This window comes from Mycolicibacterium wolinskyi (assembly GCF_002101965.1).
Lineage (GTDB): Bacteria > Actinomycetota > Actinomycetes > Mycobacteriales > Mycobacteriaceae > Mycobacterium > Mycobacterium wolinskyi.
Genome location: NZ_LQQA01000032.1, coordinates 194,324 through 218,318, shown reverse-complemented (window position 1 = coordinate 218,318; position 23,995 = coordinate 194,324). Strand labels below are relative to the sequence as shown.

At 67.6% G+C, this 23,995-nt stretch carries 29 protein-coding genes; 12 read left to right on the top strand and 17 right to left on the bottom strand.

The annotated features are described in order from the left end of the window. The coding region (locus AWC31_RS30255) for a DUF349 domain-containing protein (RefSeq protein WP_420087652.1) at positions 1-1,262 on the top strand (1,262 nt) is incomplete at its 5' end. A 3-nt stretch (positions 1,263-1,265) separates the two neighbouring features. On the opposite strand, the gene AWC31_RS30250 is transcribed toward AWC31_RS30255, so the two are convergent. Both AWC31_RS30250 and miaB read right to left on the bottom strand, forming a co-directional pair. Next, the gene (locus AWC31_RS30250; RefSeq protein ID WP_085148285.1) at positions 1,266-1,871 is read right to left on the bottom strand and encodes an Rv2732c family membrane protein; all 606 of its coding nucleotides are present in this window, start codon (positions 1,869-1,871) and stop codon (positions 1,266-1,268) included. Further along, positions 1,859-3,409 (bottom strand): tRNA (N6-isopentenyl adenosine(37)-C2)-methylthiotransferase MiaB, encoded by a 1,551-nt coding sequence (gene miaB, locus AWC31_RS30245; protein WP_085148377.1) that lies wholly within the window; start codon positions 3,407-3,409, stop codon positions 1,859-1,861. The genes AWC31_RS30250 and miaB overlap by 13 nt, the downstream gene beginning before the upstream one ends. Before the next feature lie 187 nt (positions 3,410-3,596). Here miaB and AWC31_RS30240 point away from each other — a divergent pair, with 187 nt between their 5' ends. Genes AWC31_RS30240 through AWC31_RS30225 form a run of 4 tightly spaced genes read left to right on the top strand, consistent with a single transcriptional unit; the run spans position 3,597 to position 6,829 of the window. Continuing rightward, on the top strand, positions 3,597-4,325 hold the full coding sequence (locus AWC31_RS30240; RefSeq protein WP_085148374.1) for an amino acid ABC transporter ATP-binding protein: 729 nt from the start codon (positions 3,597-3,599) through the stop codon (positions 4,323-4,325). A gap of 25 nt (positions 4,326-4,350) precedes the next feature. Then, positions 4,351-5,181, top strand: coding sequence for a glutamate ABC transporter substrate-binding protein (locus AWC31_RS30235; protein WP_067851111.1), 831 nt, complete (start codon positions 4,351-4,353; stop codon positions 5,179-5,181). 24 nt (positions 5,182-5,205) lie between these two features. Continuing rightward, positions 5,206-5,886 carry an amino acid ABC transporter permease gene (locus AWC31_RS30230; RefSeq protein WP_067851109.1) on the top strand — a complete coding sequence of 227 codons (681 nt, stop codon included), beginning with the start codon at positions 5,206-5,208 and terminating at the stop codon, positions 5,884-5,886. Positions 5,887-5,917: 31 nt separating this feature from the next. Further along, entirely contained in the window at positions 5,918-6,829 is a 912-nt protein-coding gene (locus tag AWC31_RS30225; RefSeq protein WP_085148371.1) for an amino acid ABC transporter permease, read from the top strand. Positions 6,830-6,839: 10 nt separating this feature from the next. On the opposite strand, the gene AWC31_RS30220 is transcribed toward AWC31_RS30225, so the two are convergent. Next, on the bottom strand, positions 6,840-7,376 hold the full coding sequence (locus AWC31_RS30220; protein ID WP_085148368.1) for an AAA family ATPase: 537 nt from the start codon (positions 7,374-7,376) through the stop codon (positions 6,840-6,842). 81 nt (positions 7,377-7,457) lie between these two features. Between AWC31_RS30220 and AWC31_RS30215 the strand changes: the two genes are divergently transcribed. Next, positions 7,458-8,063: a LysE family translocator gene (locus AWC31_RS30215; protein ID WP_207626456.1), complete on the top strand. Its 606-nt coding sequence runs from the start codon at positions 7,458-7,460 to the stop codon at positions 8,061-8,063. 1 nt (position 8,064) lies between these two features. On the opposite strand, the gene recX is transcribed toward AWC31_RS30215, so the two are convergent. From recX to AWC31_RS30190, 5 genes are all read right to left on the bottom strand, one after another. Then, on the bottom strand, positions 8,065-8,625 hold the full coding sequence (gene recX, locus AWC31_RS30210) for a recombination regulator RecX (protein WP_085148279.1): 561 nt from the start codon (positions 8,623-8,625) through the stop codon (positions 8,065-8,067). After that, positions 8,594-9,646, bottom strand: a complete 1,053-nt coding sequence (gene recA / locus AWC31_RS30205) for a recombinase RecA (RefSeq protein WP_067851099.1) — start codon at positions 9,644-9,646, stop codon at positions 8,594-8,596. Before recA ends, recX begins: the two co-directional genes overlap by 32 nt. 167 nt (positions 9,647-9,813) lie before the next feature. After that, positions 9,814-10,017: a hypothetical protein gene (locus AWC31_RS30200; RefSeq protein ID WP_085148276.1), complete on the bottom strand. Its 204-nt coding sequence runs from the start codon at positions 10,015-10,017 to the stop codon at positions 9,814-9,816. 46 nt (positions 10,018-10,063) lie between these two features. Then, complete coding sequence (locus tag AWC31_RS30195) at positions 10,064-10,258, bottom strand: DUF3046 domain-containing protein (RefSeq protein ID WP_067851096.1); 195 nt, start codon at positions 10,256-10,258, stop codon at positions 10,064-10,066. Between the two features lie 10 nt (positions 10,259-10,268). Continuing rightward, a complete protein-coding gene (locus tag AWC31_RS30190; protein ID WP_085148273.1) occupies positions 10,269-11,441 on the bottom strand; it encodes a glycosyltransferase in 1,173 nt (390 codons plus the stop codon). A 41-nt stretch (positions 11,442-11,482) separates the two neighbouring features. Here AWC31_RS30190 and AWC31_RS30185 point away from each other — a divergent pair, with 41 nt between their 5' ends. Next, positions 11,483-11,917 (top strand): limonene-1,2-epoxide hydrolase, encoded by a 435-nt coding sequence (locus AWC31_RS30185; RefSeq protein WP_067851092.1) that lies wholly within the window; start codon positions 11,483-11,485, stop codon positions 11,915-11,917. Then, positions 11,914-12,330 carry a DUF5313 domain-containing protein gene (locus tag AWC31_RS30180; RefSeq protein WP_085148270.1) on the top strand — a complete coding sequence of 139 codons (417 nt, stop codon included), beginning with the start codon at positions 11,914-11,916 and terminating at the stop codon, positions 12,328-12,330. Before AWC31_RS30185 ends, AWC31_RS30180 begins: the two co-directional genes overlap by 4 nt. Positions 12,331-12,333: 3 nt before the next feature. On the opposite strand, the gene pspM is transcribed toward AWC31_RS30180, so the two are convergent. From pspM to pgsA, 5 genes are all read right to left on the bottom strand, one after another. Then, complete coding sequence (pspM, locus tag AWC31_RS30175; RefSeq protein WP_085148267.1) at positions 12,334-13,152, bottom strand: phage shock envelope stress response protein PspM; 819 nt, start codon at positions 13,150-13,152, stop codon at positions 12,334-12,336. A 20-nt stretch (positions 13,153-13,172) separates the two neighbouring features. Further along, a complete protein-coding gene (pspA, locus tag AWC31_RS30170) occupies positions 13,173-13,988 on the bottom strand; it encodes a phage shock protein PspA (RefSeq protein WP_067851086.1) in 816 nt (271 codons plus the stop codon). A gap of 157 nt (positions 13,989-14,145) precedes the next feature. Further along, on the bottom strand, positions 14,146-14,478 hold the full coding sequence (gene clgR, locus AWC31_RS30165) for a transcriptional regulator ClgR (RefSeq protein WP_085148264.1): 333 nt from the start codon (positions 14,476-14,478) through the stop codon (positions 14,146-14,148). A gap of 83 nt (positions 14,479-14,561) precedes the next feature. Beyond that, on the bottom strand, positions 14,562-15,050 hold the full coding sequence (locus tag AWC31_RS30160) for a CinA family protein (RefSeq protein ID WP_085148365.1): 489 nt from the start codon (positions 15,048-15,050) through the stop codon (positions 14,562-14,564). Further along, on the bottom strand, positions 15,028-15,633 hold the full coding sequence (gene pgsA / locus AWC31_RS30155; protein WP_067851082.1) for a CDP-diacylglycerol--glycerol-3-phosphate 3-phosphatidyltransferase: 606 nt from the start codon (positions 15,631-15,633) through the stop codon (positions 15,028-15,030). Before pgsA ends, AWC31_RS30160 begins: the two co-directional genes overlap by 23 nt. Positions 15,634-15,675: 42 nt before the next feature. Between pgsA and AWC31_RS30150 the strand changes: the two genes are divergently transcribed. Next, the gene (locus AWC31_RS30150) at positions 15,676-16,197 is read left to right on the top strand and encodes an amino-acid N-acetyltransferase (protein ID WP_084356691.1); all 522 of its coding nucleotides are present in this window, start codon (positions 15,676-15,678) and stop codon (positions 16,195-16,197) included. 113 nt (positions 16,198-16,310) lie between these two features. On the opposite strand, the gene AWC31_RS30145 is transcribed toward AWC31_RS30150, so the two are convergent. Beyond that, positions 16,311-18,848: an FtsK/SpoIIIE family DNA translocase gene (locus AWC31_RS30145; RefSeq protein WP_207626454.1), complete on the bottom strand. Its 2,538-nt coding sequence runs from the start codon at positions 18,846-18,848 to the stop codon at positions 16,311-16,313. Between the two features lie 159 nt (positions 18,849-19,007). On the opposite strand from AWC31_RS30145, the gene AWC31_RS30140 reads away from it, so the two are divergent. From AWC31_RS30140 to AWC31_RS30130, 3 genes are read left to right on the top strand one after another with little or no spacing between them, the layout of a single operon-like run. Next, positions 19,008-19,322 (top strand): putative quinol monooxygenase, encoded by a 315-nt coding sequence (locus AWC31_RS30140; protein ID WP_085148258.1) that lies wholly within the window; start codon positions 19,008-19,010, stop codon positions 19,320-19,322. After that, a complete protein-coding gene (locus AWC31_RS30135) occupies positions 19,322-20,149 on the top strand; it encodes a mycofactocin-coupled SDR family oxidoreductase (protein WP_085148255.1) in 828 nt (275 codons plus the stop codon). Before AWC31_RS30140 ends, AWC31_RS30135 begins: the two co-directional genes overlap by 1 nt. Further along, entirely contained in the window at positions 20,146-20,571 is a 426-nt protein-coding gene (locus AWC31_RS30130; protein WP_085148252.1) for a hypothetical protein, read from the top strand. Before AWC31_RS30135 ends, AWC31_RS30130 begins: the two co-directional genes overlap by 4 nt. On the opposite strand, the gene AWC31_RS30125 is transcribed toward AWC31_RS30130, so the two are convergent. Genes AWC31_RS30125 through thyX form a run of 3 tightly spaced genes read right to left on the bottom strand, consistent with a single transcriptional unit; the run spans position 20,568 to position 23,968 of the window. After that, positions 20,568-22,244, bottom strand: a complete 1,677-nt coding sequence (locus AWC31_RS30125; protein WP_085148362.1) for a ribonuclease J — start codon at positions 22,242-22,244, stop codon at positions 20,568-20,570. The genes AWC31_RS30130 and AWC31_RS30125 overlap by 4 nt on opposite strands. A gap of 8 nt (positions 22,245-22,252) precedes the next feature. After that, entirely contained in the window at positions 22,253-23,161 is a 909-nt protein-coding gene (gene dapA, locus AWC31_RS30120; protein WP_207626453.1) for a 4-hydroxy-tetrahydrodipicolinate synthase, read from the bottom strand. A 54-nt stretch (positions 23,162-23,215) separates the two neighbouring features. Beyond that, positions 23,216-23,968, bottom strand: a complete 753-nt coding sequence (gene thyX / locus AWC31_RS30115; RefSeq protein WP_085148247.1) for an FAD-dependent thymidylate synthase — start codon at positions 23,966-23,968, stop codon at positions 23,216-23,218. Positions 23,969-23,995: the final 27 nt, after the last annotated feature.

The following is a 23,995-nucleotide window of genomic DNA, read 5'->3' as shown; positions in this document are numbered from 1 at the left end:
GCCCCGTGCCCCACCCCGGCCGGGCGGCCAGTCCGGTGGTTGCGCCGGCCCCGACGAGCGATCCCCACCGGTTCGGCCGGGTGGACGCCGACGGCACGGTTTGGCTGATCACCGGTTCCGGCGAGCGCGTCATCGGCTCCTGGCAGGCCGGCGACACCGAGTCGGCATACGCCCACTTCGGTCGCCGCTTCGACGACCTGCACACCGAGGTGGCGCTGCTCGAACGGCGCCTGACGTCGGGCACCGGCGATGCCCGCAAGGTCAAGTCGGCAGCCGCCGCGCTTGCCGAAACCCTGCCCACCGCAGCGGTTCTCGGTGATGTCGACGCCCTGGGCGCGCGGCTCACGGCGATCCTCGAACAAGCCGACGCGGCAGCCCAGAACGAACGCGCGCAGCGCGACGAACACCGCGCGGCACAGACCGCCCGCAAGGAAGCGCTCGCCGCCGAGGCCGAGGATCTGGCCGCCAACGCCACGCAGTGGAAAGCCGCCGGCGACCGGCTGCGCGAAATCCTCGACGAGTGGCGCACGATCACCGGGCTGGACCGCAAGGTCGACGATGCGTTGTGGAAGCGCTACTCGGCCGCGCGGGAGACCTTCAACCGCCGGCGCGGTTCGCATTTCGCCGAACTCGACCGCACCCGGCTCGGGGCCAGGCAGGCCAAGGAGGCGCTGTGCGAGCGCGCCGAGGAACTGGCCGGTTCGACCGACTGGGGCGCGACCGGGGCCGCGTTTCGCGATCTGCTGGCCGAGTGGAAGGCGGCGGGCCGCGCGGCCAAGGACGTCGACGACGCCCTGTGGCAGCGGTTCAAGGCCGCCCAGGACACGTTCTTCTCGGCCCGCAACGCCGCCCATGCCGAACGCGACGCCGAGTTCAAGGCCAATGCCGCGGCCAAAGAAGCACTGTTGGCCGAAGCCGAGAAAATCGACACCACCGATCTCGACGCGGCGCGCGCGGCATTGCGGGTCATCGGCGACAAGTGGGACGCGATCGGCAAGGTGCCCCGCGAGCGCGCGGCCGACCTGGAACGCCGGCTGCGAGCCGTCGAGAAGAAGATCCGCGATGCCCCCGTTGGGGGCGTCGATCCGGAAGCGCAGGCGCGTGCCGACCAATTCCGGGCCCGCGCCGAACAATTCGAGAAGCAGGCCGAAAAGGCTGCCGCAGCGGGCCGGACGAAAGACGCCGAGGCGGCACGGGCCAGCGCCGAGCAGTGGCGCCAGTGGGCGGACGCCGCGGCCGAATCGCTGGGGAAGCGCCGCTGACCGCTAAGCCTGGTCCGGCTCGTCCGGGTCCTTGGCAGGCTTGTCCTTGTCGGTGTCGTCGAGCAGGCTGTGCTGTTCACGCTGCGCGGCGGCCCGGCGGCGTTCCTCCTCGGCCGCCAGCTGAACCGCGGTGCGCGACCAGACCACACGTGCCCAGTGGAACGTCAGCACGATCACCGCGAGCCAGGCGATGATCAGGCCGAACCCCGGCCCGGGATAGCCGGTCGCGGTCTGGCGCGACCACACCGCGAGCATGCCGAGCGCACTGGCCACGGCCGAGCCGGCCAATGCCACCCAGGCCAGCGCCCAGCGGCGGGTCAGCAACGCAAGCGTCGAGAAGCCGACCGAGAAGACCAAAGCCAGCCAGGTGAACACGCGCGAGGGCAGCGACACACCGTCACGGACCGCCGCGGCGTCACCGACCAGTACGTCGAAACCCAAGCTGTCACCGGTGTGCGGCAGCACGAACGACAGCAGCACGATGAATACCAGGATCGCCACCACGAGCGCGCGGGCACCCGGGTCGAACTCGCGTGCCATCTTGCGTTCGACGGCATCGAGGTCGCCCTTGAACTGCTCGAAGTCACCGTGGTTGGTCAACACCCACACCCTCCCGAGGACGGTTGTTGCACCGGCGCACCGATGCGTGGCATCCCCAGGCCGACGCCGGTGCGCGGTCGCTGCCCCGCCGCATGTGCGTCACCGGCACGGGTGCGCCGGTGCCCGACGATCGCGGAATCGGCGATCAGGTGATGCGGGGCCGCGCCGGTGACGGTCGTCGTGACGATGTCGCCGGGACGGATCTCGTTGTCCCCCGGGAGGAAATGCACCAGCCGGCCGTCGCGGGCGCGCCCCGACATGCGTGCGGTGGCGGCGTCCTTGCGGCCCTCGCCGGTGGCGACGAGCAGTTCGACGACGCGGCCGACCTGCGCCCGATTCTCCTCGAGGGAGATCCGCTCCTGCAGCTCGATGAGTCGCTGATAACGCTCGGAGACAACAGCTTTCGGCAACTGATCGGCCATGTCGGCAGCCGGGGTGCCGGGCCGTTTGGAGTACTGGAAGGTGAACGCGCTCGCGAACCGCGACTGCTCGACCACATCGAGGGTGGCCTGGAAGTCCTCCTCGGTCTCGCCGGGGAAACCGACGATGAGGTCGGTGGTGATCGCGGCGTGCGGGATCGCGGCGCGGACCTTGTCGATGATCCCGAGATACCGGTCGGCCCGGTACGAGCGGCGCATGGCCTTGAGGATGCGGTCCGAACCGGACTGCAGCGGCATGTGCAGCGTGGGGCACACGTTCGGCGTCGCCGCCATGGCCTCGATCACGTCGTCGGTGAACTCGGCCGGATGCGGTGAGGTGAACCGGACCCGCTCCAGGCCATCGATGCCACCGCACGCCCGCAGCAGCTTGGCGAACGCGCCGCGATCGCGCGGCATGGCAGGCGGGGCTGTCGGGTCCTCGCGCAACCGCTCGTCCGAAAAAGACACGCCGTAGGCATTCACGTTCTGGCCGAGCAGAGTGATCTCCAGCACACCCTGGTCCACGAGCGACTGCACCTCGGCGAGGATGTCGCCCGGCCTGCGGTCGACCTCCTTGCCACGCAGCGACGGCACGATGCAGAACGTGCAGGTGTTGTTGCACCCCACCGAGATGGAAACCCAAGCGGCATAGGCCGACTCCCGCGCCGCGGGCAGCATGGACGGGAACTCCTGCAGCGCCTCGACGATCTCGACCTGGGCTTCGCGGTTGTGACGGGCCCGGTCCAGCAGTGTCGGCAACGAGCCGATGTTGTGCGTGCCGAACACCACGTCCACCCACGGCGCACGGCGCAGCACCGCGTCACGGTCCTTCTGCGCCAGGCAGCCGCCGACCGCGATCTGCATGTTCGGATCGGACTGCTTACGGGGCGCCAGGTGGCTGAGGTTGCCGTAGAGCTTGTTGTCCGCGTTCTCCCGCACCGCGCAGGTGTTGAACACCACGATGTCGGCGTCGGCACCGTCGTCGGCCCGCCGATATCCGGCCGCCTCCAACAGCCCCGAGAGCCGCTCGGAATCGTGGACGTTCATCTGGCACCCGTACGTGCGGACCTGATAGGTGCGCACGTGACGGTCGACGGCATGATCTGCCGTCGCCTGTCGGGTCACCATCGAAGTCACGGCCCTAATGGTACGGACGCGCGACAGACGTCAACCGGGCAGGAGGTCGCCGCCCGGGCGACTCCGGCGCGGATTCACGAATGCGAGCACGCTGGGCGTTCCCTGGGTAAGGTCTGCACCCATGGGAAGCCCCGGCGCGCAGCCGCAGGTCGACGATCCGGCGCCACCAGAGGTGCCGATGATTTCACTCCAGGGAGTCAACAAACACTTCGGCTCCCTGCATGTCCTCAAGGACATCAACCTGGATGTCGGCCGCGGCCAGGTGGTCGTGGTGCTCGGCCCGTCCGGTTCGGGTAAGTCGACGTTGTGCCGCACCATCAATCGGCTGGAAACCATCGACTCGGGCACGATTTCGGTTGACGGCGAACAGCTACCGGCCGAGGGACGCAAGCTCGCACAGCTGCGTTCGGATGTCGGGATGGTCTTCCAGTCCTTCAACCTGTTCGCGCACAAGACGATCCTGGAGAACGTCACGCTCGCGCCGATGAAGGTGCGCAAGGCCACCAAGGAGAAGGCGCGTGACAACGCCATGGCGCTGCTGGAGCGCGTCGGCGTCGCCAACCAGGCCGACAAGTACCCCGCGCAGTTGTCGGGCGGCCAGCAGCAGCGCGTGGCCATCGCGCGCTCACTGGCGATGAATCCCAAGGTCATGCTGTTCGACGAGCCGACCAGCGCCCTGGATCCCGAGATGATCAACGAAGTTCTCGCGGTGATGACCTCGCTGGCCGGCGAGGGCATGACGATGGTCGTGGTCACCCACGAGATGGGCTTCGCGCGCCGGGCGTCGGACCGCGTGGTGTTCATGTCCGACGGCGCCATCGTCGAGGATTCCGCGCCTGCCGAGTTCTTCGACAATCCGAAAACCGATCGCGCCAAAGATTTTCTCGGCAAGATTCTCCATCACTAATGCTCCGGTGAAAGGACCCAGGAATATGGCGTCCATACCCACACGACGGATGCGCGTCGTCGGTGCGATCGCACTGGCCGTCGCACTGCCGCTCGCCGCGACCGCATGCGGGGGCGGCGGTGGCGGCGACGAGGGCAACACCATCGTCATCGGAACCAAGTACGACCAGCCCGGCCTCGGCCAGAAGAATCCGGACGGCTCGGTGTCCGGGTTCGACGTCGACGTCGCCAAGTACGTCGCGAAGGAACTCGGCTACAACGAGGACCAGATCGAGTGGAAGGAAGCGCCGTCGGCCCAGCGCGAGACGCTGATCCAGAACGACCAGGTCGACTTCATCGCCGCCACCTACTCGATCACCGACGCGCGTAAGGAGAAGGTTGACTTCGCCGGGCCCTATCTGTTGACCGGGCAGAGCCTGCTGGTGCGCGCCGACAACACCGACATCACCGGGGCGGCGTCGCTGGAGAACAACAAGAAGCTGTGCTCGGTGTCCGGGTCGACTCCCGCGCAGCGGATCAAGGACGAGTACCCGAAGGTGCAGCTGCAGCAGTTCGACACCTACTCGGCCTGCATCGACGCGCTCAAGAACGGTGTGATCGACGCCGTGACGACCGACGAGGTCATCCTGGCCGGCTACGCCGCGCAGACGCCGGGCACGTTCAAGATCGTCGGCGACACCTTCTCCGAGGAGCGCTACGGCATCGGCCTGAAGAAGGGCGACACCGAGCTGCGCAACAAGATCAACGACGCCATCGAGAAGATGGAGTCCAGCGGCGCCTGGAAGGAAGCGTTCGACAAGAACCTCGGCCCGGCCGGTATCCAGGCCCCCACGCCGCCGCCCGTCGACCGCTACTGATCCGCCGGAGGCACAGCTCCGACCGTGGAGATCTTCACCGAGTACCGCGATGAGATATTCGCGGCGTTCTGGACGACCATCCAGCTGACCGTGTACTCCGCGGTCGGAGCGCTCATTCTTGGCACCGTGCTGGCCGCGATGAGGCTGGCGCCGACACCGGTGATGAACTGGATCGGCACGACGTATGTCAACATCGTCCGCAACACTCCCCTGACGCTGATCATCCTGTTCTGTTCATTCGGGGTGGGGCAGACGTTGCGGATCACCCTCGTCGACCCGAATTCACCAACCTCCATCACCGACAGCAACTTTCGGCTCGCGGTGCTCGGCCTGACGGTCTACACCGCTTCATTCGTGTGCGAGACCGTGCGGTCGGGGGTGAACACCGTGCCCCTGGGGCAGGCCGAGGCCGCCCGGTCGCTGGGTTTGACGTTCGGCCAGAACCTGCGATTGATCCTGCTGCCGCAGGCTTTTCGCGCGGTGATCATCCCCCTCGGCTCGGTTCTGATCGCGTTGACGAAGAACACGACGATCGCCTCGGCGATCGGTGTCGCCGAGGCCGCGTTGCTGATGAAGGAGATGATCGAGAACACCGCCGCGCTGATCGCCGTCGGCACGATCTTCGCGGTCGGGTTCATCCTGCTGACGCTGCCGCTCGGGTTGTTCTTCGGCTGGCTCGGTAAGCGATTGGCGGTGGCCAGGTGATGAGCGCTTGCGCGAAGAACGGATGGCCAAGGTGAGCGGATCGGTTCTCTTCGACGCGCCCGGTCCGCGGGCTCGGGCACGCAACCATGTGCTGACGGCGCTCACCGTGTTGATCACCGGAGCGGTCATCGCGTTCGTGATCTACCAGCTGTGGAACCGCGATCAACTCGAAGCGGCCAAGTGGAAGCCGTTTCTCACGTCAGACCTGTGGATGACGTACGTGTTGCCCGGGGTGCAGGGCACGCTGACGGCGGCGGCCGTGTCGATCGTGCTGGCGCTGGCGCTCGGCCTGATCCTCGGGGTGGGCCGGCTCGCGCCGATCGGCCCGATCCGCTGGGTCAGCGCCGTGATCGTGGAGTTCTTCCGCGCGGTCCCGGTCCTGATCATGATGATCTTCGCGTACTTCCTGTACGCCACATACGACGTCTTCCCCTCGAAACACCTTGCGCTGGCCGGGGTCATCACGGGTCTGACGCTCTACAACGGCGCGGTGATCGCCGAGATCGTCCGCGCCGGGGTCAGTTCGCTGCCCCGCGGGCAGAGTGAAGCGGCATGGTCACTCGGCTTGTCGTGGACCCAGACCATGCGCATGATCCTGCTGCCGCAGGCGATCACGGCCATGCTGCCGGTCTTGATCTCGCAATTGGTGGTCGTGCTCAAGGACACCGCGATCGGCTACCAGATCACGTTCGTGGAGATGGTGCGGCAGGGCACCAACATCGGTTCGTCCTACGGCAACTACCTACCCGCATTGATCGTCATCGCGATCTTGATGATCACCGTGAACTTCGCATTGTCGGCACTGGCCACGAGAATCGAACGACGGCTGCGAAGCTCCCGCCGGGCACCGACTCCCCTTGCGGCCGAAGCCATCGAACAGGAAGGCGCCCCCGGCGCGCACGTGGAGCTGGCGGCCACCGGCGACCAGTCCCGCGGTACCTAGACCTGCCGGATCACAGGCGGTAACGCCCCGAGGCGATCGCCTGGCGAACGCGCTCGGCCGTGCCGGATGCGTCGAGTGCGCTGTTGTCGATGACGTGGCTTTCCAGGCCGTCGAGTTCGGCGAACGCGGAATGCAAACCGGTGATGGCGTCGGGGTCCTTGAGGTCGTCGCCGCTGCGGGCCTGTGCACGCGCCAGCGCGGTCTGCAGCGTCGGCCGTAACACGATGTAGGACAAGGTGATTCCGCTCCTTCCCGCGAGGTCGCGGAACGGTCCGAGAAACCACGGGCCGACGATGCCGTCGACGACCACGTCGAATCCGCCACTGGCGTATGCCGCGACCGCTGCGACGATCGCGTCGATGACCACTTCGTTCTGCGCTTGCGCCTCCGGCAGAAACGGCGGGATGTACCCGGCGCGGATCGCCCGATAGAACTGATCGGTGGTCAGATGTACGGTCGGCCGGTCGGCTGCTGCCGCGAGGATGTCCGCCGCTGTGGTCTTGCCGCTTCCGGGCGGACCGGTCAAGATCACCACTTCGCCGTTCACGTTGGTCAAGCTACCGTGCAGGTGGTCAGCCGATAAGCTGCCCCCGTGGTGTCCGCCGACCGGCTGCTGGCGTTCGCGGCGATGTCGTTCGTCCTGATCATCGTCCCGGGGCCGAGCGTCCTGTTCGTCATCGGCCGAGCGTTGGCGCACGGCCGCCAGACGGCGCTCACCACCGTAGCCGGCAACGCGCTGGGCGCGTACGTGCTCGTCGTCGCCGTGGCATTCGGTGTCGGCACCGTCGTCGAACACTCCGTCGTCGCGTTCACCGCACTCAAACTCGCCGGCGCGGCGTACCTGATCTATCTCGGCATCACCGCGATCCGCCATCGCGGCGAGCTGCAAGCCAACCTCGATGGCGGCGATCCACGACACGGCGTGTCCCGCACGCTGTGGGACGGGTTCGCCGTCGGTGTCGCCAATCCGAAGACCATTGTGTTTTTCGCGGCTGTCCTGCCGCAGTTCGTCGACCGCGGCAACGGTCACGGCGTCATCGTCCAGATCCTGATCCTCGGATTGGTCTTCAACCTGATCGCGATCGCGTCCGACTCCGTGTGGGGCCTCGTCGCGGCAACTGCCAGAAGCTGGTTCGCGCATTCACCGCGAAGGCTCGCCATGGTGGGCGGCGTCGGCGGGCTCGCCATGATCGGCCTGGGCGTGACCGTCGCCGCCACCGGCAGAAAAGACTGAACTACACCCGGCGCCGCTCCCGCTCACTGGCGAGCTCGACACTGACCACGTCGAACGCCATCGACTGGCTGTAGCCGCGGCGGGCGAGCATGCCCACCAACCGGCGCGTCACCTTCACATCGTCGTCGTCAGCGAGGCGTTCACGGCGCAACTTGTCCCGGACCAGCTGCTCGGCCCGCTGCCGCTCGGCGGCCGGATCGAGATCGGCCAGTGCCGAGCTGATCACCTCGTCGTCCACGCCCTTCTTGCGCAGTTCAACGGCCAACGCCCGCTTGCCTTTTCCGGCATTGGCGTGCCGAGAACGCACCCACTGCTCGGCGAAATCCTCATCGTCGATCAGTCCGACCTCGGTGAGCCGGTCGAGCACCCTGGCACTGACGTCATCGGGGTAACCGCGTTTGGTCAGCTGCGCCTCGAGTTCGGAGCGGGTACGTGCCCGCACGGTAAGCAGGCGCAGGCAGACATTCTTGGCCTGCTCCTCGCGGGCGCAGGGATCCTGCGCCTGCTCCCCCTCGGGCTTGCCGGGCGACTCAGAAGTCAACCGGGGCGGGTAGGACGTCATCGGTTGCCTCGGCGGTCACGACGGCCCCGATACCGAGCTTCTCTTTGATCTTCTTCTCGATCTCGTTGGCGACGTCGACGTTCTCCAGCAAGAACTTGCGGGCGTTCTCCTTGCCCTGGCCCAGCTGCTCACCCTCATAGGTGAACCACGAGCCCGACTTGCGGATGAAGCCGTGCTCGACACCCATGTCGATGAGCGAGCCTTCGCGGCTGATGCCCTGGCCGTAGAGGATGTCGAACTCGGCCTGCTTGAACGGCGGCGACACCTTGTTCTTGACGATCTTGACGCGGGTGCGGTTACCCACGGCGTCGGTGCCGTCCTTGAGTGTCTCGATGCGGCGGACGTCCATCCGGACCGAGGCGTAGAACTTCAGCGCCTTACCGCCCGTTGTGGTCTCGGGCGAGCCGAACATCACGCCGATCTTCTCGCGGAGCTGGTTGATGAAGATCGCGGTGGTGCCGGAGTTGTTGAGCGCACCGGTCATCTTCCGCAGCGCCTGGCTCATCAGGCGGGCCTGCAGACCGACGTGACTGTCGCCCATCTCGCCTTCGATCTCGGCGCGGGGCACCAGGGCGGCGACCGAGTCGATCACCAGGATGTCCAGCGCACCCGAGCGCACCAGCATGTCGGCGATCTCCAGCGCCTGCTCACCGGTGTCGGGCTGAGAGACCAACAGCGAGTCGGTGTCCACGCCGAGCTTCTTGGCGTACTCCGGATCGAGCGCGTGCTCGGCGTCGATGAACGCCGCGATGCCGCCTGCGGCTTGCGCGTTGGCCACCGCATGCAGCGCGACCGTCGTCTTACCCGAGGACTCCGGGCCGTAGATCTCGACGACACGGCCCCTCGGCAGACCGCCGATACCGAGTGCCACATCCAACGCGATCGAACCGGTCGGGATGACCGAGATCGGCTGGCGCACCTCGTCACCGAGGCGCATCACCGACCCCTTGCCGAAGTTCTTGTCGATCTGCGCCATCGCCAATTCGAGCGCTTTTTCGCGGTCAGGTGCCTGCTGCGCCATGGTGATCTCCGTCCTTATGGGTGGTTGATCGGTTTTCGATCAGTTGTCCGTGACGCTAGAGGTAGCCACCGACAAGTCGGCCTGACCAGCATCTAGCCATCGCATGCCGACCACAGTAGACGAACATCTGTTCGATTCAAGTGGACACGCCGTGCACGGCGCGGCGGTCAGTGCCGCCAGTTCGGAAAGTTGTCGAGATCCCGCAGCGTCATGACGAACCCGACCGCGCCGACGGCGATCGCCAGGAAGTATCCGACCGCCGCCTGCCATCCGGTCAGTGTCGACGCGACCAGCCACGCCAACAGAACTGCGACGATCACCAGCAGCACGCCGTAGAACGGCGTCCGCATCGGATGGTCACCGAGACCCATAGCTCCGGTATACGCCGGATTCGCGATCAGGAAAAGCGGAAAAACCTCACCATTGATCGCGCGGCACGTCGAAGTCCGCGCACAGCGCCCGCCACACCTCGCGGGGCTCGACACCGTCTTCGATGGCCTGCGCGGCGGTGCGTCCGCCGAGGCCGCTCAGCACATGGTCGACGAGCAGGGAGCGCCCTCGCATCGAGCCGAACTGGCCATCCACAAGGTCATGGAATTCCGTCAACCGCACGGACCCCAACCTACCCAGCCCGGGACAGGGCGTCATGGCACACCCGTACCGGATCTGCCACCTCGGCCGCCGATGCCCCGGCACGCGCCGCGGCCTCCCGGTAGGCCGGCGAGCCGAGCACCGCGCCGACCGCAGCGGTGAGAGCGTCGGCGGTCAACGGCCGCACGAGTTGCGCACTGCCCTGGCGCACAACACGATTGGCGATCTCCCATTGATCGCCACCGCCCGGGACGACCACCATCGGCACACCCGCCAGCAGCGTCTTGGACACCATGCCGTGCCCGCCGCCGCAGATCACCAGATCGGCGTGCGAGAGCAGTTCGTCCTGGCGGCCCAGCCCGACGACGGCCCACGGCGGCACGTGGGTGTCGGCTCCGGCCAGGCGCGATACCACCACGCGCGCGCCCGCGGGCACCGTCTCCCCCGGCCGCAGCGATTCCAGTGCCAGCTCGGCCATCCCCTGCGCCCCGGTCACCGCGGTGGACGGCGCCACCACGATCACCGGGCCGGATCCCGGTGGCACGTCCAGCACCGCGGAGGTGGGCTCGAAGTGCAGCGGCCCCACGACAACCGCCTCGTCCGGCCAGTCCGGGCGCGGCACCTCAAGGGCGGGCAGGGTCGCGATCAACCGGCGCAGCGGACCCGGGTCGGCCGCGGGCAGACCGATCTGCACCCGCGCCGCCGAACGCTGCGCGAGCCCGGCGCGCCACGACCGCGCGGTCAGCGCCCGCATCACGGCGTCACGCAACCGGCCCCGGACACCGACGCCGGGCGCCAGGCCGCTGCCGAGCGGCGGAAGCCCCTTCGACGGCCGGTACAGCGGATGGGGATTGAGCTCGATCCACGGCAGTCCGAGCAGTTCGGCGGCCAGACCTCCGCATGCGGTGATGACGTCGGAGACCACCAGATCGGGCGCGAGGTCCTGTAGCTGCGGCACGTTGAGCACCGCCATGCGGGCTGCCCGCTGGTGGATCTTGGCTCCCGCGTCGGCGTCGTCGTCGAGTTCGGTGGGATCCAGGCCGTCGAGTTCGATCGCGTCGATGCCGGCAGCACGCGCGGTGTCCAGCCATTCCACGCCCGTCAACAGGGTCGGGGTGTCCCCCGCGGCCAGGAATTCTCGGCACAGCGCGAGGGCTGGAAAGGCATGCCCGGGATCGGGCCCGGCAACCACGGCTACGCGCACCGGCCTACCCTGCCACAGCCCCTGGCATCTAGGCTTCGGGCATGGCTGACCAATCATCCACGACAGTGCAGGACCCGACCACAACGGTCGAGGTGTTCCTGAACGCACTGCAGGACGAGGACTTCGATACGGCCGAGAACGCCCTGGCCCAGAATCTCGTCTACCAGAACGTCGGGCTGCCGACGATCTACGGGCGCGCCCGCGCGATGAAGCTGTTCCGGTCGATGCAGGGCCGCGCCGGTTTCGAGGTGAAGATTCATCGCAGCGCGGCCGACGGTGCGTCCGTGCTCACCGAACGCACCGATGCCCTGACCTTCGGCCCGCTGCGGCTGCAGTTCTGGGTCTGTGGCGTATTCGAGGTGCACGACGGCCGAATCACGCTGTGGCGCGACTACTTCGACTTCTTCGACATGTTGAAGGCAACCGTGCGGGGCGTAGCCGGCGTGGTGGTCCCGTCGCTGCGCACCACCCTGTGAGCGAGCCGTCGGCACGCTCCAAGCCGAACATCTGGGAGTACGTCACCTACTGCTACGGGCGGCGACTGCCCGATTCCATGCGCGGCTGGGTACGTGACGATCTGGCCGGCGAAGGCGCCACCATCCGGATGATGGTGCGGATGGCGGTGCCCGCCCTGATCATCCTGGCACCGTTCTGGCTGATCCCGACGACGCTGTACGTCCACATCAGCATGACGCTGCCGATCTTCATCCCGTTCGTGTTCTTCTCGCATGCCCTCAACAAGGTGTGGCGCCGCCACATGCTGGCCAAACACGGGCTGGACCCCAACCTCGTCGACGCGCTGTCCCGCAAGAAGAACGCGCACATCCACGAGGCGTACATCGAGAGGTACGGACCGCGGTCGGGGCCGCCAAGCAGCCACGACGTCTGAGGGTCAGGCCCGCCGCAGCTGCCCGAGCTCGTCGAAGGCCTGCGCCCAGCCGATCAGCCGATCGGTGGCGCCGGTCAGCTCGGTGCGGTAGCGGTGCTGTGACAGCGGCGCGGCCGATGCCGGACCGTTGTTCGCCGCCGACACCAATTGGGCTGCGGCGGTGACCATTTCGTTGTACTGCCGGACACCCTGATTCAACTGTGCGGTGAACGCGTTGATCGTGGGCACCAGATGCGCCCGCGACTGGGGCGCGTTGCTGATGGCGCGCTCCATGGACACCACCTCGTTGGCGGTCCCGGCCATTGTGCGCGCGGTCTGGTTGGCCACCGCGGTCAGCTCCCGCAGCTCCTCGGCGGGCAGCATCCGTCCCCGCTCCATCACCCCGAGCAGCGAGAACATCCCACGCTCGGAGGCCAGCAGCGCCGCCATGGGCTGGCGGGCCGCCGAACCCCACGGCGGCAGCCGACGCCCGACGGTGGGGCGTTCGGCGGGCAGCGGGGTGGCGCGCAGCCAGCGATACCGTAGCCACAGCAACGTCGCCGGGAACGCCGCGCCCGCGGCGATGGCGCCCGTGATGATCAGGACCCAGACCGGGGTGCTCCACGACGCGAGCACCGCGGTGACGAACACCCAGAACGCGCACGCCAGGGTGAAGAACACCCCGAGCCGCAGCGCCCACCGCCGTTTGCGCAGCAGCTTGGCGCGCGGATCGGCGGCGGCACTCAGCTTCTCGGCAAGTGCCCCGGACAACTCGGCGGCGGTATCGACACCTCGCTGCAGCAGCGATCGCCAGGCTTCTGGTCGACCGGTCTTGGTAGCCATGATCTAGAACACTCGAATCACTATTGGCTGAGCGGGTTTTCGGGTGCGGCCGGGGTCTGGTTGGTCGCGGGCGTGGCCGGTGTGGCGGGCGTGGCACCGCCGCTCGGCAGTGCCTCACCGCGCATCGACGCGCGGATCTGCTCCAGGCGCGAATGGCCGGCCATCTGGACGCTGGCCTGCTGCACCTCCATCATGCGGCCCTGCACCGAGTTCTGCGCGAGCTCGGCCTGGCCGATCGCGTTGGCGTAGCGGCGTTCGATCTTGTCCCGGACCTCGTCGAGGCTCGGGGTGTTGCCCGGGGCGGCCAGCTCGCTCATCGACCGCAGCGACGAACTGACCTGCTCCTGCATCTTGGCCTGCTCGAGCTGCGACAGCAGCTTGGTGCGCTCGGCGATCTTCTGCTGCAGCATCATCGCGTTCTGCTCGACGGCCTTCTTGGCCTGGCTCGCGGCCTGCAGCGCCTGATCGTGCAGACCCTTGAGGTCCTCGACGCTCTGTTCGGCGGTCACGAGTTGCGCGGCGAACGCCTCGGCGGCGTTGTTGTATTCGGTGGCCTTCGCGGCGTCACCGGCGGCGGTGGCCTGGTCGGCCAGGGTGAGCGCCTGACGCACGTTGACCTGCAGCTTCTCGATATCGGCGAGCTGGCGGTTGAGGCGCATCTCCAACTGGCGCTGGTTGCCGATCACCTGGGCGGCCTGCTGGGTGAGCGCCTGGTGCTGACGCTGCGCGTCCTCGATGGCCTGCTGGATCTGCACCTTCGGGTCGGCGTACTCGTCGACCTTGGAGCTGAAAAGCGCCATCAGGTACTTCCACGCCTTGACGAACGGATTGGCCATGGGTTCATTCCGCCTTGTCGTATCGGGCCTTGGGATCGGGCCTTGAGTTTCCGGGTTGCCGCAACTTCTCTGATGCCAACCTATCGGTTTCGGGCATGGCTCCACAGTCCCGCGGCATGTTCGGACGTGTGTTTCGCAAAATCGCCGCGAGCAGCGATCAAGCGACCGCCATCGACACTGCCTGCGGGATGACGACCTTGGTCGTGACGTCGATGTGCGCGACGTTGGTCTGGGCGGGGTGTGCGGCGTCGCGCTCGCGGCGGGCCATGCCCTCCCCGGCGTCGGTCAACACTCGCGACAACGGAACGTCGAGGGCGTCGCAGATGGCGCTGAGGAGTTCACTCGACGCCTCCTTGCGGCCGCGTTCCACCTCCGACAGGTAGCCCAGGCTGACCCGGGCGGCGTCGGACACCTCCCGCAGGGTGCGCCCCTGGTCGGTGCGGGCGTTGCGCAGCACGTCGCCAATCACCTCGCGCAGCAATGCCGTCATGGTGCCCTCCTTCGGTGGCTTTGCGCGGATTCGCTATCTGCAGAACGCTGACACCCACCGCGAAGGTTCCCGACGGCTCGAACTCACTGACGCCGGACGAGGGCACGCAACCGTGCGACGGCCTCGTCGACCGCGGCCCGACGGATCTCCCAGCGGGAACCGGTCAGCGCCAGCTCGACCACCTCGGTGTCGACCGGCCCGGCCAGGCCGAGAAACACCGTGCCGGGCGGATGCCCGCCGTGCGCCTCCGGGCCGGCCACGCCCGTCAGGCTGACGCCCCAGGTGGCCGCACACCGCTGGCGGGCGCCGACCGCCAGCGCGCGGGCCGTGGGACCCGCGACCGGGCCGACGGCGTCGAGCACCTGCGGCGCGACACCGGCCAGCCAGATCTTGGTGTCCTCGGTGTAGGTGATCAGCCCGCCGTGCAGCACGGCGCTGGAACCGGGCACACCCGCCAAGGTCGCCGCCAACAGCCCGGCCGTGAGGGATTCGGCCGTCGCCACACTCTGGCCGCGCACGGTCAGATCGGCGACGAGCGCACGTGCGTCGTCAGTTACGAGCGGGTCGTCCACGTGAATCCCTGATCGCCGAAATCACATAGTCGGCTCCGGTGAGCACGGTCAGCACCACCGCGGCCCACATGATCACCCAGGCCACGGTCAGCCAGATGTCGGGCCATGCCTGCAACGGCAGGATGAACAACCCGATGGCAACCGCCTGCACGAGGGTCTTGAGCTTGCCGCCGCGGCTGGCCGGGATCACCCCGTGACGTAGCACCGCGAAACGCAGCACCGTGATTCCGATCTCACGAGCGAGGATCACCACGGTCACCCACCACGGCAGATCGCCGAGCATCGACAACCCGATCAGCGCCGAGCCGATCAGCAGCTTGTCGGCGATCGGGTCGGCCAGGGTGCCGAACTCGGTCACCATCCCGTAGCTGCGCGCGAGCGCCCCGTCGAACCGGTCGGTGATCACCGCGACCGCGAACACCGCGAAAGCGGCCAGGCGCCAACCGGTTTCATGACCGCCGTCGACGAACAACAGCACCAGGAACACCGGAACGAGCACCAGTCGCACGCCGGTGAGCACGTTGGCGAGGTTGGCCACGCGCGCACGCGGGACCACCGGATCGGTAGAAGGTTGCCCCGGCACCGCAACAGAATATCGGTTGCCGGAACGGATACTCTTCCACCTGTGAACGGAGGCAGTGCAAAAGCGGCCAATCGCCCCGTGGTGCGCCGCGCCCGCACCTCTGACGTTCCCGCGATCAAAGGCCTCGTGGACATCTATGCAGGCAAAATCCTGCTCGAGAAGAACCTCGTCACGCTCTACGAGGCGGTCCAGGAATTCTGGGTCGCCGAACTCGACGGCGAACTCGTCGGCTGCGGTGCACTGCACGTGTTGTGGTCCGATCTCGGCGAGGTGCGCACGGTCGCGGTGCATCCGAAGGTCCGCGGCGCCGGCGTCGGCCATCTACTCGTGGAGCGATTGCTGGACGTCGCGCGCGACCTGCATCTGCAACGGATCTTCGTGCTGACGTTCGAGGTCGAGTTCTTCAGCAGGCACGGCTTCGAGGAGATCGACGGGACACCGGTGACCGCCGAGGTGTTCGAGGAGATGTGCCGTTCCTACGACACCGGCGTGGCCGAGTTCCTCGACCTCTCCTACGTCAAGCCCAACACCTTGGGCAACACCCGAATGCTGTTGACGCTCTAGCGTTCTGCTGCTCTGGCCGCGTTTGTCACGCTGGAGTGGCTGCCGGGTGCGGCAGCCACTCCAGCGTGACATTCGAGCGCTGAGCCGAGCGCTGAGGCCCGTTCGAGCCCGCCTCAGAACTCCTCGTCGTCGTCGGCGTCGGCTCCGTTGGCATCGGCGCCACCGCGGATGAGCGCGAGCGTGCCCGCCAACTCGTCGGGCTTGACGAGCACCTCGCGGGCCTTGGATCCCTCGGACGGGCCGACGATGTTGCGGGTCTCCATGAGGTCCATGAGCCGGCCCGCCTTGGCGAAGCCGACGCGTAGCTTGCGCTGCAGCATCGAGGTGGAGCCGAACTGCGACGACACCACGAGTTCGACGGCCTGCAGGAACACGTCCATGTCGTCGCCGATGTCGGGGTCGACGTCGGTGCGCTCGCCGCTGGGCTTGGCCTTGGTGACGCCTTCGACGAATTCGGGCTCGGCCTGTTCCTTGGTGGCCGCGACGACGGCGTGGATCTCTTCGTCGGTGATGAACGCGCCCTGCATGCGGATGGGTTTGTTGGCGCCCATGGGCAGGAACAGTCCGTCGCCCATACCGATGAGCTTCTCGGCACCGGCCTGGTCGAGGATGACGCGGCTGTCGGTCAGCGACGACGTGGCGAACGCCAGCCGCGACGGCACGTTCGTCTTGATGAGGCCGGTGACGACGTCGACCGACGGCCGCTGCGTGGCGAGTACCAGGTGAATGCCGGCGGCACGCGCCTTTTGCGTGATCCGGACGATGGCGTCTTCGACGTCGCGGGGTGCGGTCATCATGAGGTCGGCGAGCTCGTCGACGATCGCGATGATGTAGGGATAGGGCTTGTAGACCCGCTCGCTGCCCAGCGGGGTGGTGATCTCGCCCGACCGCACCTTCTCGTTGAACACGTCGATGTGGCGCACGCGCGATGCCTGCATGTCCTGGTAGCGCTGCTCCATCTCCTCGACCAGCCAGGCGAGCGCGGCGGCCGCCTTCTTCGGCTGCGTGATGATGGGCGTGATGAGGTGTGGGATGCCTTCGTAGGGCGTGAGTTCCACCATCTTGGGGTCGATCAGGATCATCCTGACCTCTTCCGGGGTGGCCCGGGCCAGAAGCGACACCAGCATCGAGTTGACGAAGCTCGACTTGCCCGAGCCGGTCGAACCGGCCACCAGAAGGTGCGGCATCTTGGCCAGGTTGGCCGAGACGAAGTCACCCTCGATGTCCTTGCCGAGGCCGATCACGAGCGGGTGGTGATCCCGGCGCGTCGACGGCGCGGTGAGCACGTCCGACAGCCGGACCATCTCGCGGTCGGTGTTGGGCACCTCGATGCCGACGGCCGACTTGCCCGGGATCGGGGCGAGCATGCGGACGCTCTCGGTGGCCACCGCGTAGGCGATGTTGCGGTGCAGCGCGGTGATCTTCTCGACTTTGACGCCGGGCCCGAGTTCGACCTCGTAACGCGTGACGGTCGGGCCGCGGGTGCAACCGGTGACCGCGGCGTCGACCTTGAACTGCTCGAGCACCGACGTGATCGCGTCGGTCATCTGGTCGTTCGCGGCGGTCCGCAGCTTCGGCGGGTCCCCGGCCACCAGGAGGTCGAGCGACGGCAGGACGTACGGCCCCTCGACGACGCGGTCGAGCACCAACGTCTCGTCGGGCTTCTTCGCGGGCTTGGCGGCTTCCGGTTTCTTGCGGCGGGGCTTGACGGCCGGCTCGGGAACAGTCGGGGCGTCCTCGAGGGGATAGTTGTCCATCGGCGTGCCTGCCGGCTTGGGCGCCTCGATGGCCGCGGTCGGCCAGGTCTTGGCCTCGTCCTCGGCCGGTGCGTCGTAGTAGCCGTCGGAGAAATCGTCGGGCTCGCCCTCGGCGTACTCGTCGTCGTATTCGTCGTAGTACTCGTCGTCGTCACGGAATGCGCGGGTGCTGAACATCGCGCGCAGGGTCGACGGCACCTCGCGGATCGTCGTGCCGGTGATCAGCAAGAGGCCGAACAGGACGCCGATGAACAGCAGCGGCGCGGCGATCCATGGCGTGAGCCCGTCGGACAGCGGCCCGCCGATCGCGAAGCCGATGAAGCCCGCGGCGTGCTGGCGGGCGATGGGGTCGGCAGGCGAACCCGACCACAGATGCCACAGGCCCAGCGCCGGGAGCGCGATCATCGCCGAGCCGAGGATGAGGCGCGGGCGCGATTCCGGATCGGGTTCGGTGCGCATGAGGGTTACGGCGATGACGCCGAGCACGATCGGGACGAGCACCACGGGGCCGCCGACGAGCGTGCGCAGGGACGTGTCGATCCAGGCTCCGACTGGCCGGGCGGCATCGAACCAGGAGCTCGCGGCGACCACGACCGCGATGCCGAGGAGGGCCAGGGCGATGCCGTCACGGCGATGGCCGGGCTCGATCTCGCGCGCGCGTCCGACCGAGCGGGCCGTCGACCCTGCCCCCTTGGCCAGCATGAGCCAGCCGGCGCGGGCGCCACGGCCGAGCTTTTGACCCGCGACGGCCACCGGCGAAGCGTGGGGCCGACGGGCAGGCTTGCGCCGTGGCGGGGCTGGCCGGGCCGGCGACTGACGCCGGGACCCGCCCTGCGAGCCGGCCTTTGACCTGCTCGAACGCGCTCCGGATCGGGCGGCTGTCTTGTTAGCCATGCCCGCAAGCCTAGTCGCATAGGCCCCATATTCACCATCTGCCACACGGGTCACAGACTGGTATCGATAACAACTTAGTTATGCGAACCGAATCGGGCCCGTTTGTGGGTAGGGTGGACACTCGTCCAGCTTTGGCACTCATCGAGGAGTTCTGCGCATATGCCTGTTGTCGTCGTCGCCACCATGAAGGCCAAGCCCGAGTCCGTCGACGCGGTACGTGCGGCCTGCACGAAAGCCATCGAGGCGGTGCACGACGAGCCCGGATGCGACCTCTATTCGCTGCACGAAGCCGACGGGACGTTCGTGTTCGTCGAGCAGTGGGCCGACGCCGACGCACTCAAGACCCACAGCTCGGCACCCGCGGTGGGCACACTGTTCGGCACGGTCGGCGAACTGCTCGACGGCGCGCCTGACATCAAGGTCCTGCAGCCGGTGGTCGCCGGAGACCCGGCCAAGGGCCAGCTTCGGCCCTAATGCCCACCGACGGTCCCCTCACCGGCAAGGTCGCGTTCATCACCGGTGCCGCGCGCGGTCAGGGCCGCGCCGAGGCGATCCGGCTGGCCGCCGACGGGGCCGACATCATCGCGGTCGACCTGTGCGACCAGATCGCCTCGGTCCCCTACCCCATGGCGACGCCGGACGATCTGGCCGAGACGGTCAAACTCGTCGAGGACACCGGTTCACGGATCGTCGCGGGCCAGGCCGACGTGCGTGACGAGGCGGCGCTCGCCACCGCCCTTCAGGCCGGGGTGGACGAGCTCGGCCGCCTCGACATCGTGGTCGCCAATGCCGGCATCGCCCCGATGCAGTCGGGTGCCGACGGCTGGCGTGATGTCGTCGACGTGAACCTCACCGGCGTGCACCACACCGTCGAGGTCGCGATCCCGACAATGGTCGAGCAGGGCGACGGCGGGTCCATCGTGCTGATCAGCTCGGCGGCCGGCCTGATCGGCGTCGGCGGCGGTGACCGCGGATCGCTGGGATACACGGCCGCAAAGCACGGCGTGGTCGGCCTGATGCGCGCCTACGCCAATTTCCTTGCCCCGCACAGCATCCGGGTGAACTCGATCCATCCCACCGGTGTCGACACGCCGATGATCAACAACGAGTTCACCAGGCAGTGGCTCAAGCACGTGGCCGAGGAATTGAACGCCCCGACGGATTTCGGAAATGCGCTGCCCGTGCAGGTGGTTCAGGTCGAGGACATCGCCAACGCGGTCGCCTGGCTGGTGTCCGATCAGGCGCGTTATGTCACCGGGGTGACACTTCCGGTCGACGCCGGCATCGTGAACAAGCGATGAGCCCGGCCGCAGCCGTCATCGTGGCCGTGTCGTTCGTGTGGCTCGGTATGGTGCTGGCGATCTCATTTCTGGAGGCCCCGCTTAAGTTCCGGGCGCCGGGGGTGACGCTGCAGATCGGGCTCGGTATCGGAAGGCTGGTGTTCCGCGCCCTCAACAGCCTCGAAATCCTTTTCGCCGTGGCGATTTCGATTGCGCTCGCCGCCGATCCTCCGGCAACGTCGGTCAACGTCGCGTTCGCGGTCGCCGTGGTCGCGCTGGCCGCGCAACTGCTCGCGGTGCGGCCCCGTCTCACGCGTCGATCGGACGCCGTGCTGTCCGGCAGCGATGCGCCGCGTTCGCACGCGCACTACGCGTACGTCGCGTTGGAGGCCGTCAAGGTCATCGCCCTGTCGACCGGCGGAATCCTGTTGTTGTCGGCCTAGATCTCGATGACCGTCGGCACGATCATCGGCTGCCTGCGGTATGTCTCCCCGACCCATTTGCCGACGGTGCGGCGCACCGCCTGGGCGATCCGCGTCGGATCGGTGACGTTGTCGGCGGCCAGGGTTTCCAACTCGCGCTCCACATTGCGGGCCGCGGGCTCGAGCGCCTTCGGGTCCTCCGAGAACCCACGCGAATACAGATGCGCCGGGCCGACGGGACGTCCGGTACCGCGATGCACCACAACCGTCACGGCCACGAAACCCGAAGACAGGATGAGCCGTTCGCCGAGCGTGGCATCACCGACATCACCCGTGATCAGGCCGTCGACGAACATCTTGCCCACCGTGACGGCTCCGGAGATGGACGCCCGGCCCGCGACGAGGTCCACACTGACCCCGTTCTCGGCCAGCACGATGTTCTCCGGCGGCACCCCGGCGCGGGCGGCCAGCGCGGCGTTGGCCCGCAGATGTCGCCACGTTCCGTGCACCGGCATGACGTTGCGCGGCCGCACGCCGTTGTACAGGAACAGCAGTTCGCCGGCATAGGCGTGGCCGGAAACATGCACGCGCGCTTGAGCATTGGTGACCACGCGGGCACCGATCTTGGCCAGCGAGTCGATCACGCCGTAGACGGCTTCCTCATTGCCGGGAATCAGTGAGGACGACAGGATGATCAGATCGCCGGCCGTCAACGTGATGCTGCGATGCTCACCGCGCGACATCCGGGACAACGCGGCCATCGGCTCGCCCTGAGTTCCGGTGGTGATCAGCACAACCCGGTCCGGCGGCATCATCTCGGCCGCGGCGATGTCCAAGATGTCGGTGTCGTCGACCCGCAGATATCCCAGCTCGCGCGCGATGCCCATGTTGCGCACCATGGACCGGCCGACGAACGACACGCGACGGCCGAGCGCCACGGCGGCGTCGATGATCTGTTGCACGCGATCGACATTCGACGCGAAGCAGGCCACGATCACCCGGCCCTCGGCCCCGCGGATCAGGCGGTGCAACGTCGGGCCGACTTCACTCTCCGAAGGGCTGACCCCGGGATGCTCGGAATTGGTGGAGTCGCAGAGAAACAGGTCCACGCCCGAATCACCGAGCCGCGACATCCCCGGCAGGTCGGTCGGGCGACCGTCGAGCGGCAGCTGGTCGAGCTTGATGTCGCCGGTGTGCAGCACCGTGCCCGCACCGGTGTGGATGGCGACGGCAAGACATCCCGGAATCGAGTGGTTGACCGCGAAGTACTCACATTCGAAAACCCCGTGGGTGCTGCTCTGCCGCTCGGCCACCTCGACGAACACCGGTTTGATGCGGTGTTCGCGGCACTTCTCCCGGATCAGGGCGATGGTGAACTTCGAGCCCACCACCGGGATGTCGGGCCGCAGTTTGAGCAGAAAAGGGATCGCGCCGATGTGGTCCTCGTGGGCGTGCGTGACCACCAGTGCCTCGACATCGTCGAGGCGATGCTCGATATGGCGCAGGTCCGGCAGGATCAGGTCGACACCGGGTTCGTCGTGCCCGGGGAACAATACTCCGCAGTCGACGATGAGCAATCGGCCGAGATGCTCGAAAACGGTCATGTTGCGGCCGATCTCGCTGATTCCGCCCAGTGCGGTGACCCGCAGACCTCCTGGAGCCAGAGGCGCGGGCGGCGCGAATTCGGCGCTCACTACCGTCACTACCTGAGCACCGCCGCGGCTCGCATATCGGCAGCCAAGGCCTCGATCTCGTCGGCGGTCGCGGGGATCTGCGGCAACCGCGGCTCACCGGCTTCGAAGCCCTGCAACCGCAACCCCGCCTTCGACATCGTCACGCCACCGAGCCGCGCCTGCGCGGCCGCCAGCGGTGCAAGCGCGACGTTGATCTTGCGGGCGGTGGCGATGTCACCGGAGTTGAACGCCGACAACATGTCTCGCAGCTGACCGGCGGCCAGATGACCCCAGACGCTGACGACGCCGACCGCTCCCATGGCCAGCCACGGCAGGTTGAGCGCGTCGTCGCCGGAGTAGTACGCCAGACCGGTCTCGGCGATGATCTGCCCACCGCCGGGCAGATCGCCCTTGGCGTCCTTGACGCCCACGATGTTCGGGTGCCTGGCCAACGTACGCATGGTGTCCCAGGTGATGGGGATCGATGAGCGCGGTGGGATGTCGTACAGCAGAACCGGCAGCTCGGTGGCATCGGCCACCGTCGTGAAGTGCGCGATCAGGCCGGCCTGCGGCGGCCGCGAGTAGTACGGCGTCACGACGAGCAGTCCGTGCGCGCCCTCCGCGGCACAAGCCTTGGCCAGGTGCACGCTGTGTGCGGTGTCGTAGCTTCCCGCACCGGCGATGATGCGCGCCCGGTCACCGACGGCTTCGAGCACCGTGCGCAGCAGCGCGATCTTCTCGTCGTCGGTGGTGGTCGGGGATTCACCGGTCGTGCCGGACAGCACGAGCCCGTCGCATCCGGAATCCACGAGATGTGCCGCGAGCCGGGCCGCAGCGTCGAGATCGAGTGAGCCGTCGGGCTTGAAAGGCGTAACCATCGCGGTCAGCACGGTGCCCAACTGGGCGGTTACGTCAATTGCGCTGGTGCTCACGGGCACCAAGATTACCTGGTCGTTGTCACGCTTCTGTCGCGATACCGATGGGCCACTCCGTCAAGCCTCCGTGGCCAACGGGGAGGTTGCCACCTCTGTGCCATCCGCCAGCGTGTAGATGTCGAAATCCGAGAACACCGCAGGTGCGACGGCGACCAGTTCACGCAGGCACGCGATGGCGAGCCGGCGGATCTCGACATCGGCGTGCTCACTGGCCCGCATGGCGATGAAATGGCGCCACGCCCGGTAGTTGCCGGTGACGACGATGCGCGTTTCGGTCGCGTTCGGCAGGACCGCTCGGGCCGCCTGCCGGGCCTGCTTACGGCGCAGCACTGCGTTGGGCTGGTCCGCGAACCTGGCTTCGAGCCGCGACAGCAACTCCGTGTAGGCCGCGCGGCTCGCATCGGCGGCCGCCGAGAAGAGCTCGACCAGCTCCGGGTCGTCCTCGAACCCCGGTGGCACCACCACCTCGGCATCGTTTTCGGGCACGTACCGCTGCGAGAGCTGCGAGTAGGAGAAGTGCCGGTGCCGGATCAACTCGTGGGTGGCAGACCGGGAGATCCCCGTGATGTAGAACGACACCGACGCGTGCTCGAGCACCGAGAAGTGCCCGACATCGATGATGTGGCGGATGTAGCCGTCGTTGGTCGCGGTCTTCGGATTCGGCTTCGACCAGCTCTGATAGCAGGCCCGGCCGGCGAATTCCACGAGCGCGGATCCACCGTCGGCGTCGGTGTCCCATGGGACGTCCGGCGGCGCCTGGAACTCGGTCCTGGCGATCAGTTGCACGCGCAGGGGCGCGATCTCGGCCACGGCCTCACCTTAACGGGCTGACCTGAT